We start from the raw sequence: 13390 nt of genomic DNA, 5'->3' as shown, positions 1-13390 counted from the left end.
CATGGCAAAAGAGAACAATAAACGAGGCAAACAAATGATTGTGGCGTTAGTCCTCATTCCAGCAATCTTCATACTAGTCGGCGGAATGGTCGTCATGAATTATGCGATGGATCGTCCACTTCTATCTGTACCATTCCTACCAGTTAGCGAGGAAGAAAAGTCATCAGAAACGCCTGAGACGTCTGAGGCGAAAGTGAACGTGACGGGCATCGACAGTGACACCACGAACCGGTTGAAAGCAGCAAACAATGAGATTGAGAAACTTCGAAATGAGAATGTGGAACTGACGAATGAAGTGAAAGCGAGACAAGAAGAGATCACCGATTTAATTCGAGAACGTGACCGTCTCGTCTCCGAACTTGCAGCAGCCACAACGGAAGAGGAAAATTCATCTGACATTTCGAGTGTGTATGAAGAGATGTCTGCCAAACAGGCGGCGGCCATCATGGGAGAACTAGAGAGTCCGCAAGTGGCCGAACTGTTGAAAGAACTATCACCGAAGCAACAGGCTGATATTTTAGGTCGGATGAATGCGCAACAAGCTGCGGTTGTGACGCAGCTTCTCCAATGAACATGAGAAGGGAGGACCCACATTGAATATTGCGTTACTAACTCAAGCCATTCAAGGTTCAACGACTCGTACCGGAGTAACGGAAGGCGAATCACAGGGGGCAGGCGGTTTTTTAAGCCTCTTATCCGCCATGCTTGCCCCAATGCAAGGCTCCGGGGAGCAAGCAGGGCTTCCTCAACTTGAAGAAGGCGCATTATCTGAAGAACTCGTCGACCTCGAAAAAGTGGCGCAGGAACTTGAGACATGGTTTCAAAAACCTGAAACTTTGAAATGGCTCAAATCACTTCCACAAGATGCGTATCGGACATTTATGGATGCATATGTAGGTGTACTCGGACAACTGTCTACGTCATCTGGAAATGTTGATTCAGCTCTTCCAAACGTTGCTCAAGCGGTCGCAACAAGTAGTGACATCGTCCAAAAGACGGATTTGTCTGCAAAAACAGGGTTGACACAGGCTGTCCCGAATCAAGAACTTGGAAAGCAAATCCAAACGATTCAACGGGTGATCACACAGTTTAATGGACCAGCCCGCAATATGAAGGAAGTTCCCGTTCTACCACAAGTTGAAACCGTGAAAGTGGCGAAAACGCTCCCTCAATCAAGCAGCGTGGATTGGTTACCGAAAGGCATGAACTGGTCACGACCACAAATTGATGTAGAGACTGTTATGTATGCTTCGAAAGGATCATTGCCTGAAAACTTACAGGCGAGAATTGAGTCCGCGCTTCAAAAAGCACCGTTTTCGAGCGGAGCGGACGGTTCGAAAGTGTTTACGGTACGTCTATATCCAGAACAGCTAGGGGAGCTCGTCGTCAAGCTTGAACGACATAACGGGGAACTCGTAGTCAAATTGTTCGCAAGCAATCAAGAAGCAAAACAACTGATTCAGTCACAAGTTCAGCAGTTGCAACAAACGTTAACGCCTCATTCCCAAAATGTTCGCGTCGAGGTCAACTTGACACAACAAGCACTCGATGCGAAGTCGACGATGCCAGACGGTTCCGAGCAACCGGAACAGGAGCAACCGCAGGAACAACCAAAAGGAGGATCTGAGGATGACGAGCATCCAGCCGAAGACGAATGATTTTACTTTGCCAGACCAGTCGCTTCCGAAAGCGACGAATCAATATGACAAGGACATGTTTATGAAGTTGCTGCTCGCTCAAATCGCGAACCAGGACCCGATGTCACCGATGGAAGACCGTGAGTTCATCGCTCAGATGGCGCAATTTTCTTCACTAGAACAAATGCAAACGATTTCGAAACAACTCGATTCGGTATTGGTTGACCGTCATATGGCCTCGATTTCTGAATTCAGTAGCATGATTGGTAAAACGATTGACTACAGTTCGGAATCGAGTGAAGAAACGACAAAAGGCTCAGGCCGTGTCGTCTCGATTTCACGATCTGATTTAACTGGATACATGGCCGACCTTGAAGACGGCACATCGGTCAGCGTGTACGATATCACTTCCATCAAATAAGCATAGGGGGAATTTATTATGTTAAGAGCAATGTACTCAGGGATCAGTGGTCTGAAGAACTTCCAATCGAAATTAGACGTCGTCGGGAACAACATCGCCAACGTCAACACGTTCGGTTATAAAAAAGGTCGTGTCACGTTTAAAGACCTCGTCAGTCAACAAGTCGGTAGTGCGTCTGCTGGAAATGCGACAACGGGTGGTATTAACCCGAAGGAAGTCGGCCTCGGGGGTACAATGGCGACGGTCGATAACGTCTATAACCAAGGGGCCATGCAAAACACAGGACGCGCCCTTGACGTCGGGATTTCAGGGGAAGGATTTTACGCTGCGATGGTCAATGGTCAACTCCAATACACGCGTGCAGGAAACTTCTATACGGACAACCAAGGTAATTTGGTAACAGGCGACGGGACGTATCTTGTTGGGTCACTCACTAGTACGTTGCCAGTTGCTGCTGGAGTAACAGCGACCCCAGTTGAAGCAAATTTCACAGGTCCATTAGCAAATTTAAATCATTATGCGGCAGATGATACGACAGCGAAAACAGATCGGTACGGAAGAATTCAAATTCCAACAGATGCAAAATCACTTTCAATTGGTAAAGATGGACAAGTTAGTTTCGTAGCAGCTAATGGTGAGCTTCGCATCGCTGGTTATATCGTCACGTCGAACTTCTCGAACAACGCTGGCTTATCAAAAGTCGGTGCCAACAACTTCGTACAATCACAAAACTCCGGTGCCCCTCAATTTGGCGTACCTGGTTCTGACGGTCGCGGAGAACTCGTTTCAGGTGCACTTGAAATGTCGAACGTCGACCTTTCTGAAGAGTTTACGGAAATGATTGTGGCACAACGTGGTTTCCAGGCGAACACACGAATTATTACAACGTCAGACGAGATTCTTCAAGAACTCGTCAACTTGAAACGCTGATGATTCGCGTCACAGCATTTCGGGGTGAGGAATTCGTGCTCAACGCTTTGCTCATTGAAACGGTGAAAGCAGAGCCCGACACGATTATCCAATTATTTAATGGCAAAACGTATCTCGTGAAAGAAACAAAAGATCAAATCATTGAACGAACTGAGGCCTTTTACCGCTCAATCGGTTTAGTCGGAACGATGTTCACAAGAGGTGAAGAAGATGAGTGAAGAAGAGAAGAAAAAGGGTGGCGGCCTGAAGGTTGTCATCATCTTACTAGTCGTCCTACTCGTCATGGGCGGAGCCGGTTTCATGACGTATAAATACGTGTTCGGGGATAACGTCACCGCTAAAACGAAACCGGTCACTGCCGAAGAATTGGCGGAACGAAGCTTTACGACCGATGACATGACGACGAACATTCAAGATGAGCGTTTCATCAACGTTCAATTCACGATTGTCACAGATTCTTTGGAAACAAAGGAGAATCTGGAGTTACGCAAATTCCAAGTACACAACGTCATTCTCGGAGATTTGGCTGGAATGACAAAAACACAGTTGGCAACAAAAGAAGATATGCAAAAGTTTGAACAAACACTACGAGAACAACTTAATGGACTGCTTGAAGAAGGTGAAGTCCAACGCGTCTATATGACGAAGAAAATTATTCAGTGAGGTGGCATCATGGGAGAAGTATTGTCTCAACAAGAAATTGATGCCTTACTATCTGCACTAAGCAGTGGGGATGTCGAAGCGGATTCCTTTCTTGCACAAGAGGAAGAAAAGAAAGTTCGGCAATACGACTTCAAGCGAGCCGTCCGATTTTCAAAAGATCAGATTCGCAGTTTGACTCGAATTCACGAGCATTTCACTCGCATGTTAACGACGTTCTTCTCGGCCCAACTTCGCACATATGTTCAGTTTTCTGTCAACTCGGTCGAACAACTACCGTATGATGAATTCATTCATTCTATCCCGAGTATGACGATGATCAACTTGATTGAAGCGCCACCGTTAAACGGACGATTCATCATCGAGGTCAATCCGAACATTTCTTATGCGATGCTGGATCGTCTACTCGGCGGACCTGGTGTCGAGATGGACAAAATTGAATCGTTCACAGAAATCGAGATGCGCATTTTGACGCAATTGTATAAGCGTGCCTTCTCAACGTATGGGGACGCGTGGGAATCGATTGCGGAAATCAAGGCGGAAATGTCTGCAGTGGAAGTGAATCCGCAGTTTCTTCAACTCGTTTCACCAAACGAGACGGTCGTCCTCATCTCGATTGGGGTGACAATCGGCGAAGTGAGCGGAACAATCAATGTTTGTCTTCCGTTCGTGACAATCGAACCTGTCTTGTCGAAGTTGTCGAGTCATTACTGGATGCAGGAGGCGAATCGTCGTAATGCGAGTGAGTCGAGCAAAGAACCACTCAAAGCACAGTTGATGAACTCGACGGTCGAGGTCGTCTCATTACTTGGCGAGACGACAATCACGTTTGGTGATCTGTTGCACCTTGAAGTTGGGGACTGTTTGGCACTCGATCAAGTGGCGAAAGAACCTCTATCCATCATGGTAGGGGAGAATAAAGTATTTAAAGGGCAAGTCGGTGTGAGCGGGAAGCGGATGGCGGTTCAGGTGCTTCACCGTGTGAAGGAGGAAGAGCAATGAGTGAAATGCTGTCACAAGATGAAATTGACGCGTTACTACGTGGGACAAGCGACAGTACGCCGACGCCAAAGGCGGAAAAAGAAGAGCACCTAGATTCGATGGAAAGCGATGCTCTTGGAGAAATCGGAAACATTTCGTTTGGGAATTCAGCAACGGCATTGTCGACGTTGCTACAACAAAAAGTAGAAATTACGACACCGGTTGTCAGTGAAGTGAGAATCGAAGAGTTGCGTGAACGATATCCGACGCCTCATGTGGCATTACGTGTCGGGTACACGGAAGGGATAAAGGGTGAAAACGTCCTCGTCTTGACTCGCGAAGATGCGGCCATCATCTCTGATCTCATGTTAGGTGGAACGGGAGAGAACGTCGATCCTGAAAGCCTTGATGAAATTCGCTTATCAGCCGTTCAAGAAGCGATGAACCAGATGATGGGTGCTGCCGCGACATCTTTATCGACGGTGTTCTCGAAGAAGATTGACATCTCCCCACCACTTGTCGAGGTGTTTGATGCGACGAAGAACCAAACCATTATCGACCGTCTCGAACTTTGGGAGACAATGGTACTGATTGAGTTCAATCTCAAAGTCGGTAATTTGATTGATTCAACAATTGTTCAAATTGCACCAATTCAATTCGGAAAACAGTTGGTCGACGAATTGATGAAAGCGACCGGTGAGGCACAAACGGCAGTGGAGCCTGTAAAAGAACAGCCGAAAACCGAGGCACCGAAACCTCAGCCACAGGCGCAACCACAGGCACAACCACAGGCGCAACCACAACCACAACCGGAAAAGCAAAAATCGATGCCAGAGGTCGCGGTAAGCCAAGCAGAATTCATGCCGCTCCAATCACCGGCTCCGCAAGAGTCCGTGCCGGCGAACTTAGGGTTACTGTATGACGTTCCGTTGAACGTGACCGTCGAACTAGGCAGAACGAAAAAATCTGTCCGGGAAGTACTCGAGCTATCACAAGGTTCCATCATCGAACTCGACAAGCTAGCAGGCGAACCGGTTGATATTTACGTCAACCAACAGCGGATTGCTAGAGGAGAAGTAGTCGTCATTGAAGAAAACTTTGGGGTACGTGTAACAGAAATTATTCAACCGCATGAGCGGATCGGAATCGTTTAAGGAGGAAAATAGAATGAGTGCAAAAGTATTAGTAGTAGACGACGCAGCGTTCATGCGTATGATGATCAAGGATATTTTGACAAAGAACGGATATGACGTAGTAGGTGAGGCAGAAAACGGAGCTGACGCGGTCGTGAAATATCGTGAGCTCACACCGGACCTCGTCACACTTGATATCACGATGCCAGAGATGGACGGACTTGCAGCATTGAAAGAGATTCGTAGTTTCGACTCGAACGCAAAAGTCATCATGTGTTCAGCGATGGGACAACAAGCGATGGTCATCGATGCGATTCAAGCAGGTGCGAAAGATTTCATCGTCAAGCCGTTCAACGCAGAGCGCGTCATCGAAGCGGTTTCTAAAACGGTCGCACAATGAAGAAATGGTGGTTGATTATTCTTCTCGTGGTCGGACTTTATATTCCGACCACGGTTGAGGCCGCCACCGTAGACCAACAATTCGAGCAAAAACAGACAGAAGAATTGGAAAGTAACGTTCCAACGACAGCGTCAACGATTGGGAATGGCGTGAAAGTCGTGTTGAGTCTCGTAGTCGTGGTCGGCGGTTTCATCGTCTTGATGCGTTGGCTCGGTTCCAAAACACAAGGTGTGAAAGCGACTCAGCATATGAAACATCTCGGAGGCGTTCCACTTGGAAAAGACCGTTCCGTCCAACTCGTGAAGCTTGGGGATCAAGTCTATGTCCTCGGCGTCGGGGAATCGATACAATTGATTGATCGGCTCGATGCGGAGACGATGGACGAAGAGCAGTCAGAGCCTTTATCACTCCGAACGGCGAATTCGAATGCATTTTTGGATACCTTTAAGAAACAACTTGCTCAACTAGAAGAAGTGAGGAAGAAGTCATGACAACGTTTGAGCAATTAATCAATTTAGAGACACCAGACAGTACATCTACATCGATCAAACTCTTGATTTTGTTGACGTTATTGACACTAGCACCATCTTTTTTAATTTTGATGACGTGCTTCACACGTGTCGTCGTCGTCCTATCTTTCATTCGGCCAGCACTCGGTACACAGCAAACACCGCCAAACCAGTTGATTGTCGGATTGGCCTTGTTCATTACATTGTTTGTCATGTCTCCCGTTCTCTCTGATTTGAATGAGAACGCATTAAAACCTTATCTCGATGACAAAATCTCACAAGATGAAGCGTTTGATGAAGCGAGCGGGACGATGAAAGAATTCATGTCGAAATATACGAGACAAGAAGATTTGCAACTCTTTTTGAAGTATGGGAACTACGAGCAGCCTGAATCACTTGATGACGTACCGCTTCTCGCGCTTGTCCCGGCTTATGCGATTAGTGAATTGAAGACAGCCTTCCAAATCGGATTCATGATTTTCTTGCCATTTTTAATTATCGATATGGTCGTCGCGAGTGTCCTCATGTCGATGGGGATGATGATGTTACCACCGGTCATGATCGCATTGCCGTTTAAATTATTGTTATTTGTATTGGTCGATGGCTGGCACTTGATTGTGGAATCATTGCTTAGAAGTATGTAGGGGGAACGGACATGACACAAGAAATGGTCATTTACTTGGCAACAGAGAGTGTGTGGACATTATTAAAAATTTCAATGCCATTGCTACTCATTTCACTGATTGTCGGTCTCGTGATCTCGATTTTACAGGCCACGACTCAAATTCAAGAACAGACGCTTTCGTTCGTTCCAAAAATTATCTCGGTCTTCATCGGTCTTGTCATCTTCGGACCATGGATGCTTCAACAAATTGAAGGATTTACGCGACTGATTTTTGAGCTGATGGTCGAGGTTGCGTCGAAATGAATGCGGTCGACTTCATCAGTATGTACGGTCTGACGTTTGCGCGACTTTCTGGCTTTTTTGTCAGTGTCCCTCTGTTCTCGACGAGGCAGTTGCCGGTTATGCATCGCGTCGGATTCAGCGCGTTTTTAGCGTATTACGCAATGTTCACATTGACTGAGCCAATCGTGATGACGAATGCGTTCGTCCTGCAAGTTGTCTATGAAGTCATGATTGGACTGTTACTCGGTCTATTGATTAATATTCTCTTTTTTGCTCCGCAGATTGCCGGTGGGGTCATCGATCTTCAACTCGGTTTGGCGATGGCTTCCGCATATGATCCGATGTTTGGCGGACAGTCGCCACTAATTGGACGATTTTATTATATTTTTACGCTGTTCATTTTATTGACGAGTAATTTACATTTACTCCTGATTGACGGTATATATTACAGTTTTCAAATCTATCCACCTGGTCAACCGATGATTAACTTCACGGAAGCTTCACTCATGATGGCAGTGAAAGTCGTTACGATGACGATGATGGTCGCCTTACAATTGGCTTTGCCGATGATGGCATCATTACTGCTGGTCGATTTGGCACTTGGTTTTTTAGCGAAATCGGCGCCACAGTTCAATATCTTTGCCATCGGCTTTTCGTTTAAACTCATTGCCGGATTTGCCGTCATGGTGTTGTTAATGGGATTGACATTGACAGGAATTAGTCAGTTCATTCCGCTATTACAAGATGTGATGCACGACTTTATGCTCATACTAGGAGATGCCTCATGAAGAAGCCTCTATATCCTTTATCGGTCAACTTGCAGTTTTTTGCAGGTGAAAAAACAGAAAAAGCGACACCGCGTAAGCGAGAGGATTCACGAAAGAAAGGGCAAGTCGCCAAATCAGCGGATTTGACGGGGGCATTTGCACTCTTTGCCATGTTTCTCATGCTATCTTTCTTCGGACCGATGATTGGGCAACAGCTGCTATCACTCATCGGAGATTTACTTAGCCCGCAATATTTACTCTTCAATGTATCTGAGGGCATGTCGGGTATGGTCATCGACTTGATGCTTCGAGTCGGATTGATTTTGGCTCCATTCTTCATCGTCGCTGTCGTGTTCGGGATTCTCATCAACTATTTACAAGTTGGAACGCTCTTTTCTTTGGAAGCAATCCAGCCAAAGCTCGAACGGATCGACCCAATCAAAGGGGTGAAACGGATTGTCAGCATGAAAGCGGTCGTCGAATTTTTAAAGTCCTTATTCAAATTTTTGATTATCCTGACAACCGCTGTCGCTGTCCTTTGGCAAAACCAAAAAGAATTGTCCCGTATGGCCGTCGAGCAGATTCGAGAATCCATCGTCGCGCTTGCGGGTATCACGATTGAGCTTGGGCTCTGGGTGAGTGTCGCCTTGCTCGCACTCGCATTACTTGACTTTTTTTATCAACGATTTGATTTCGAAAAATCGATTCGAATGTCAAAGCAAGACATTAAAGACGAGTATAAAAACTCGGAAGGTGACCCACTCATCAAATCCAAGATTAAGCAGCAACAACGAGAAATGGCGATGCGACGGATGATGCAAGAAATTCCGAATGCCGACGTCGTCATCACGAACCCGACCCATTACGCGGTCGTCATCCGCTACGATGACACGAAAGATTTTGCGCCGCTCGTTGTCGCAAAAGGGGTCGACCGAGTCGCCTTTCATATTCGAGATGTCGCAAAAGAGCACGATGTGGCGATTGTCGAGAACAAACCGCTCGCACGGGCGCTTTACGCCCAAATCGATATTGGAGAAGTGGTAGACGAATCATTCTATCAAGCAATCGCGGAAGTGCTCGCGTTCGTCTATCAAATGAAGCAACCGTCTTGAGGAGGAGTATGTGTTGGCAGTAAAAGCGAAAGACTTTGCAGTTTTGATTGGTGTCTTGATGATTGTCATCATGCTGATCATCCCGTTACCGGGCTTTTTATTAGACTTTTTAATCATCGTAAATATTTTAATCGCCCTCATGATCTTACTTGTGGCGATGAATGCCAGAGAAGCGCTCGACTTCTCCGTATTCCCTTCTCTCTTATTGATTGTGACGTTGTTTCGTCTCGGATTGAACGTATCGACGACCCGCTCGATCCTCTCGAACGGGTATGGAGGGGAAGTCATTGCGACGTTTGGTGACTTCGTCATCGGAGGAAATGTCCTTGTCGGATTCGTCGTCTTCCTGATTCTCGTCATCATTCAGTTCGTCGTTATCACAAAAGGTGCCGAGCGTGTATCTGAGGTATCCGCCCGCTTCACACTCGATGCGATGCCAGGGAAACAGATGGCCATCGATGCTGACTTGAACTCCGGATTAATTGATGACAAGGAAGCGCAGATGCGTCGCCGTAAAATTCAAAGCGAGGCCGACTTCTACGGTTCGATGGATGGGGCATCCAAGTTCGTCAAAGGGGACGCCATCGCCGGAATCATCATTGTGACGATTAACTTGATCTTCGGAATCATTATCGGCGTCGTTCAAATGGGATTACCGGTCGGGGAGGCGTTCCAAACGTTCTCGCTCATGACGATCGGGGACGGACTTGTCAGTCAAATCCCGGCACTCTTGATTTCGACGGCGACCGGGATCATCGTGACCCGTGCTGTCTCAGACGGCAATTTAGGGGAAGATGTCATCGACCAGCTCGGTCAAAACCCATCGCTTCTCTATATCGCAGGAGGCGTCGTCTTTTTGCTCGGTTTCGTGTCACCTCCACTTATTCCGGTGACGATGATCATCGCAGGTACGGCGTTCTTCGGAGCGTATACGATGCGACGAAACATCCGGCAGGCGACGGAGGAACCGATCATGGAAGAAGAACCTTCGACGGCTCCGACAGAATCTGTCGTCTCGCTCTTACAAATCGATTCGATTGAATTCGAGTTCGGATACGGCTTGATCCCCCTTGCGGATGAGTCACAAGGCGGTGACTTGTTAGATCGTGTCGTCATGATTCGTCGTCAGCTTGCACTCGAACTCGGCTTCATCTTGCCGACGGTTCGCATTCGCGACCACCTACAACTCTCGCCGAACGCGTATCGCATCAAAGTGAAAGGAAACGTCGTCGCAGAAGGAGAGTTGTTACTCGACCACTATTTGGCGATGAGCCCAGGGATTGAAGACCCAGAAGTATATGGGATTGAAACGACGGAACCGGCATTCGGGCTCCCTGCCCTTTGGATTGATGAGGAGACACGGACGCGAGCTGAAATGAGTGGGTACACTGTCGTAGACCCACCTTCCGTTGTCGCGACACATTTGACCGAAACGCTGAAAAAACATGCCGCTGATTTGCTCGGTCGTGAAGAAACGAAACAACTTGTCGAGCACTTGAAGGAAACTCATCCGGTTCTTGTAGAAGATGTCACGCCTTCAGTCCTTTCAATCGGTGAGATTCAAAAAGTGCTACGTCACTTATTACAAGAGAACGTATCGATTCGAAACTTGCCTCTCTTGTTCGAGACGATGGCAGACTACGGAAAGGTAACGAAAGATGCGGAAATCCTCGGGGAATATTGTCGCCAAGGATTGTCACGTCAGCTGACCGATCAAGTCAAGCCACCAGAAGGTCCATTGTATGTGGTTACGTTAGGTGGTCAGACGGAACAGACCGTTCAAGATGCCGTACAGAAGACCGAGTTTGGGAACTATTTGGCGCTCGACCCGGAGCAAGCACGTGAGATCATCGAGCGTACGGGAGAACAATTGTCGATGTTCGAACGCTACGGTGCGTCAGCGGTGATTTTATGTTCACCAACGATTCGATTGTTCGTCCGACAATTGCTCGAACGATACTATCCAGATGTTCCTGTTTTGGCCTATAACGAGTTACTCAGTTCCGTCGAAGTGAAAAGTATTGGGGTGATTTAAATGCAAATTAAAAAATTTACAGCGAAAACGATGTCTGAGGCGATGACGAAAGTGAAGCAAGAGCTAGGTGATGAAGCGGTCATCCTCAATTCGCGGCAAGTGAAGACCGGATGGTTTGGTTTATTCGCTTCGAAACAAGTGGAAGTCATCGCCGCACTCGAAAAAGAGAAGGTGGTCACGAAGACAAGACGGCCAGATCCGATTCGACCAGAGCCGGCGTCAGCGCCTGCATCTGAACCAACGCCATCACCTCAAGTACCGTCAACACCTCGTATGGTAGGAGGGACAGCACCAAGGCTCCATTCATCACTGCAACACATCGACGCGTTACTTTCGACGGAGTCGTTCGCAGAAGAGTCATGGGAAGAGACGTTGAACGAGCTATACTATACGACGAAGTCTGTAGAAGTAGCCGAACGATTCGTGTATGAGCAAGTCAAGTCATCCTTTATCGACCCGCCTGAAGCGAAACGTTATGTCATGCTCGTTGGACCGACGGGTGTCGGGAAAACGACAACACTTGCCAAGCTAGCTGCGCATTTCAAATTGACAGAAGGCAAAACGGTCGGGCTGATTACGACAGATACGTATCGAATCGCGGCCATCGAACAGTTGAAGACGTACGCTGAAATTATGAGTATCCCCGTTGAAGTGGCATACGACTTTCATGATTTTAAGCGAGCGAAACAATTATTTGCCCGAAAAGATATTGTATTGATCGACACGGCAGGTCGAAATTTCCGAGACCCAGCTTACGTGGAACAGTTTCACGAACATCATGACTTCACGGAAACGAGCCTCTCACTCGTATTGAGTCTGACATCCAAAATGAAAGATATGGATATGATCTATTCCCAGTTCGAATCACTTCCCCTCAGTTCGCTCATCTTCACCAAAGCGGATGAGACGAGTGACATCCACGCGATGTATCGAATGGTGAAAAAGAGCGGCTTGCCTGTCGCATGGATGACAGACGGTCAAGAGGTGCCAGATGATTTGATTCGAGGAGATGCGGAGGCATTGACGAAACGACTGTTCGAGAAAGAAGGGTGGGCCAGATGGACCAAGCAAGGCGTTTAAGAGCAATCAATGATGTCCATCCGACGACCATCGCTTTTGCGAGCGGAAAAGGCGGCGTTGGAAAGACGAACGTTTGCGTCAACACGGCCATCGCCCTTTCGGAACTCGGGAAACGGGTGTTGATTGTTGACTTTGATATCGGTATGGCCAACGTCCATATCTTGATGAACGCAATGAAGTCGAGAACGATGATCGAGTCCGTAAAAGCTCGTATTCCATTGGCTGCAGCTGTTCAGAAAAATGTGCATGGTGTCGATATATTACATGGAGGGAGCGGACAAGAGCAACTCGTCCATCTCTCAGATGATGACATGCAATTTCTCATGCGAGAACTCGAAGTACTGACCGCATATGATTACGTCCTTTTCGATATGGGCGCCGGGGCGACAGACACCTCCCTGCAATTTATTGCGGGGTGTGACGAAATGTTTTTGATTTTAACACCGGAACCGACTTCGCTCATGGACGGATACGCATATACAAAACTAGTGCATCATCAATATCCCGACTTACCACTCGGCGTCATCGTAAACCGAGCTCAGTCTGGAGAGGAAGCACTGCAATGTTTCGAACGGATGGAAGTCGCATGCAAGCAGTTCTTAAATAAGACGATTCGATTCCTCGGATTTTTACCGGATGACCCTTCAGTCCGAAAGGCAGTCATCGCACAAGTCCCGTTTTATCAATACAATCGAAAAAGTGATATTAGCTGGCGGCTCGAACGAATTTTGACAACGCTTACGGGAACGCCTCCAAAACCACGTCACTTGATGGACCGTTTGATGGGGAACTTACGGAAACAATGGAACCGAGTATAA

17 protein-coding genes are annotated in these 13390 nt (G+C 47.3%); all 17 read left to right on the top strand.

All coding sequences use genetic code 11. The features are described 5' to 3' along the window. Position 1 precedes the first annotated feature (1 nt). Genes PJK55_RS04740 through PJK55_RS04660 form a run of 17 tightly spaced genes read left to right on the top strand, consistent with a single transcriptional unit; the run spans position 2 to position 13390 of the window. Positions 2-571 carry a MotE family protein gene (locus tag PJK55_RS04740; RefSeq protein ID WP_271304983.1) on the top strand — a complete coding sequence of 190 codons (570 nt, stop codon included), beginning with the start codon at positions 2-4 and terminating at the stop codon, positions 569-571. Positions 572-593: 22 nt separating this feature from the next. Further along, entirely contained in the window at positions 594-1658 is a 1065-nt protein-coding gene (locus PJK55_RS04735) for a flagellar hook-length control protein FliK (protein ID WP_271304982.1), read from the top strand. After that, the gene (locus PJK55_RS04730; protein WP_214691822.1) at positions 1630-2058 is read left to right on the top strand and encodes a flagellar hook capping FlgD N-terminal domain-containing protein; all 429 of its coding nucleotides are present in this window, start codon (positions 1630-1632) and stop codon (positions 2056-2058) included. The genes PJK55_RS04735 and PJK55_RS04730 overlap by 29 nt, the downstream gene beginning before the upstream one ends. 18 nt (positions 2059-2076) lie before the next feature. Further along, complete coding sequence (gene flgG, locus PJK55_RS04725; RefSeq protein ID WP_271304981.1) at positions 2077-2988, top strand: flagellar basal body rod protein FlgG; 912 nt, start codon at positions 2077-2079, stop codon at positions 2986-2988. Continuing rightward, on the top strand, positions 2988-3206 hold the full coding sequence (locus PJK55_RS04720; protein WP_031421671.1) for a flagellar FlbD family protein: 219 nt from the start codon (positions 2988-2990) through the stop codon (positions 3204-3206). Before flgG ends, PJK55_RS04720 begins: the two co-directional genes overlap by 1 nt. Then, positions 3199-3651 carry a flagellar basal body-associated FliL family protein gene (locus PJK55_RS04715; protein ID WP_074034701.1) on the top strand — a complete coding sequence of 151 codons (453 nt, stop codon included), beginning with the start codon at positions 3199-3201 and terminating at the stop codon, positions 3649-3651. Before PJK55_RS04720 ends, PJK55_RS04715 begins: the two co-directional genes overlap by 8 nt. 9 nt (positions 3652-3660) lie before the next feature. Continuing rightward, on the top strand, positions 3661-4650 hold the full coding sequence (fliM, locus tag PJK55_RS04710; RefSeq protein WP_074034699.1) for a flagellar motor switch protein FliM: 990 nt from the start codon (positions 3661-3663) through the stop codon (positions 4648-4650). Beyond that, the gene (fliY, locus tag PJK55_RS04705; RefSeq protein ID WP_271304980.1) at positions 4647-5783 is read left to right on the top strand and encodes a flagellar motor switch phosphatase FliY; all 1137 of its coding nucleotides are present in this window, start codon (positions 4647-4649) and stop codon (positions 5781-5783) included. The genes fliM and fliY overlap by 4 nt, the downstream gene beginning before the upstream one ends. 13 nt (positions 5784-5796) lie before the next feature. Further along, on the top strand, positions 5797-6162 hold the full coding sequence (locus tag PJK55_RS04700; protein ID WP_074034690.1) for a response regulator: 366 nt from the start codon (positions 5797-5799) through the stop codon (positions 6160-6162). Continuing rightward, the gene (locus PJK55_RS04695) at positions 6159-6653 is read left to right on the top strand and encodes a flagellar biosynthetic protein FliO (protein ID WP_074034689.1); all 495 of its coding nucleotides are present in this window, start codon (positions 6159-6161) and stop codon (positions 6651-6653) included. The genes PJK55_RS04700 and PJK55_RS04695 overlap by 4 nt, the downstream gene beginning before the upstream one ends. After that, positions 6650-7315 (top strand): flagellar type III secretion system pore protein FliP, encoded by a 666-nt coding sequence (fliP, locus tag PJK55_RS04690; RefSeq protein WP_074034688.1) that lies wholly within the window; start codon positions 6650-6652, stop codon positions 7313-7315. The genes PJK55_RS04695 and fliP overlap by 4 nt, the downstream gene beginning before the upstream one ends. An 11-nt stretch (positions 7316-7326) precedes the next feature. Beyond that, positions 7327-7599 carry a flagellar biosynthesis protein FliQ gene (fliQ, locus tag PJK55_RS04685; RefSeq protein WP_015881403.1) on the top strand — a complete coding sequence of 91 codons (273 nt, stop codon included), beginning with the start codon at positions 7327-7329 and terminating at the stop codon, positions 7597-7599. After that, positions 7596-8366 carry a flagellar biosynthetic protein FliR gene (gene fliR / locus PJK55_RS04680; protein WP_214745446.1) on the top strand — a complete coding sequence of 257 codons (771 nt, stop codon included), beginning with the start codon at positions 7596-7598 and terminating at the stop codon, positions 8364-8366. The genes fliQ and fliR overlap by 4 nt, the downstream gene beginning before the upstream one ends. After that, positions 8363-9457 carry a flagellar biosynthesis protein FlhB gene (gene flhB, locus PJK55_RS04675; RefSeq protein ID WP_214745445.1) on the top strand — a complete coding sequence of 365 codons (1095 nt, stop codon included), beginning with the start codon at positions 8363-8365 and terminating at the stop codon, positions 9455-9457. Before fliR ends, flhB begins: the two co-directional genes overlap by 4 nt. 13 nt (positions 9458-9470) lie before the next feature. Continuing rightward, entirely contained in the window at positions 9471-11492 is a 2022-nt protein-coding gene (gene flhA / locus PJK55_RS04670) for a flagellar biosynthesis protein FlhA (protein WP_442899488.1), read from the top strand. After that, a complete protein-coding gene (locus PJK55_RS04665; RefSeq protein WP_271304978.1) occupies positions 11493-12572 on the top strand; it encodes a flagellar biosynthesis protein FlhF in 1080 nt (359 codons plus the stop codon). After that, positions 12551-13390, top strand: coding sequence for a MinD/ParA family protein (locus PJK55_RS04660; RefSeq protein WP_224860685.1), 840 nt, complete (start codon positions 12551-12553; stop codon positions 13388-13390). The genes PJK55_RS04665 and PJK55_RS04660 overlap by 22 nt, the downstream gene beginning before the upstream one ends.

The organism is Exiguobacterium sp. MMG028, from assembly GCF_027947425.1.
Classification (GTDB): Bacteria; Bacillota; Bacilli; order Exiguobacteriales; family Exiguobacteriaceae; genus Exiguobacterium; species Exiguobacterium aestuarii_A.
Note: the sequence above shows the minus strand (reverse complement) of the source record. Positions and strands in the feature narration are given on the sequence as shown.

What these genes read in the sequence shown, in the direction of transcription:
- PJK55_RS04740 (WP_271304983.1), top strand. Translation starts at nt 2, where the DNA reads ATGGCAAAAGAGAACAATAAACGAGGCAAACAAATGATTGTGGCGTTA.
- PJK55_RS04730 (WP_214691822.1), top strand. Translation starts at nt 1,630, where the DNA reads ATGACGAGCATCCAGCCGAAGACGAATGATTTTACTTTGCCAGACCAG.
- flgG (WP_271304981.1), top strand. Translation starts at nt 2,077, where the DNA reads ATGTTAAGAGCAATGTACTCAGGGATCAGTGGTCTGAAGAACTTCCAA.
- PJK55_RS04720 (WP_031421671.1), top strand. Translation starts at nt 2,988, where the DNA reads ATGATTCGCGTCACAGCATTTCGGGGTGAGGAATTCGTGCTCAACGCT.
- PJK55_RS04715 (WP_074034701.1), top strand. Translation starts at nt 3,199, where the DNA reads ATGAGTGAAGAAGAGAAGAAAAAGGGTGGCGGCCTGAAGGTTGTCATC.
- fliM (WP_074034699.1), top strand. Translation starts at nt 3,661, where the DNA reads ATGGGAGAAGTATTGTCTCAACAAGAAATTGATGCCTTACTATCTGCA.
- fliY (WP_271304980.1), top strand. Translation starts at nt 4,647, where the DNA reads ATGAGTGAAATGCTGTCACAAGATGAAATTGACGCGTTACTACGTGGG.
- PJK55_RS04700 (WP_074034690.1), top strand. Translation starts at nt 5,797, where the DNA reads ATGAGTGCAAAAGTATTAGTAGTAGACGACGCAGCGTTCATGCGTATG.
- PJK55_RS04695 (WP_074034689.1), top strand. Translation starts at nt 6,159, where the DNA reads ATGAAGAAATGGTGGTTGATTATTCTTCTCGTGGTCGGACTTTATATT.
- fliP (WP_074034688.1), top strand. Translation starts at nt 6,650, where the DNA reads ATGACAACGTTTGAGCAATTAATCAATTTAGAGACACCAGACAGTACA.
- fliQ (WP_015881403.1), top strand. Translation starts at nt 7,327, where the DNA reads ATGACACAAGAAATGGTCATTTACTTGGCAACAGAGAGTGTGTGGACA.
- fliR (WP_214745446.1), top strand. Translation starts at nt 7,596, where the DNA reads ATGAATGCGGTCGACTTCATCAGTATGTACGGTCTGACGTTTGCGCGA.
- flhB (WP_214745445.1), top strand. Translation starts at nt 8,363, where the DNA reads ATGAAGAAGCCTCTATATCCTTTATCGGTCAACTTGCAGTTTTTTGCA.
- PJK55_RS04665 (WP_271304978.1), top strand. Translation starts at nt 11,493, where the DNA reads ATGCAAATTAAAAAATTTACAGCGAAAACGATGTCTGAGGCGATGACG.
- PJK55_RS04660 (WP_224860685.1), top strand. Translation starts at nt 12,551, where the DNA reads ATGGACCAAGCAAGGCGTTTAAGAGCAATCAATGATGTCCATCCGACG.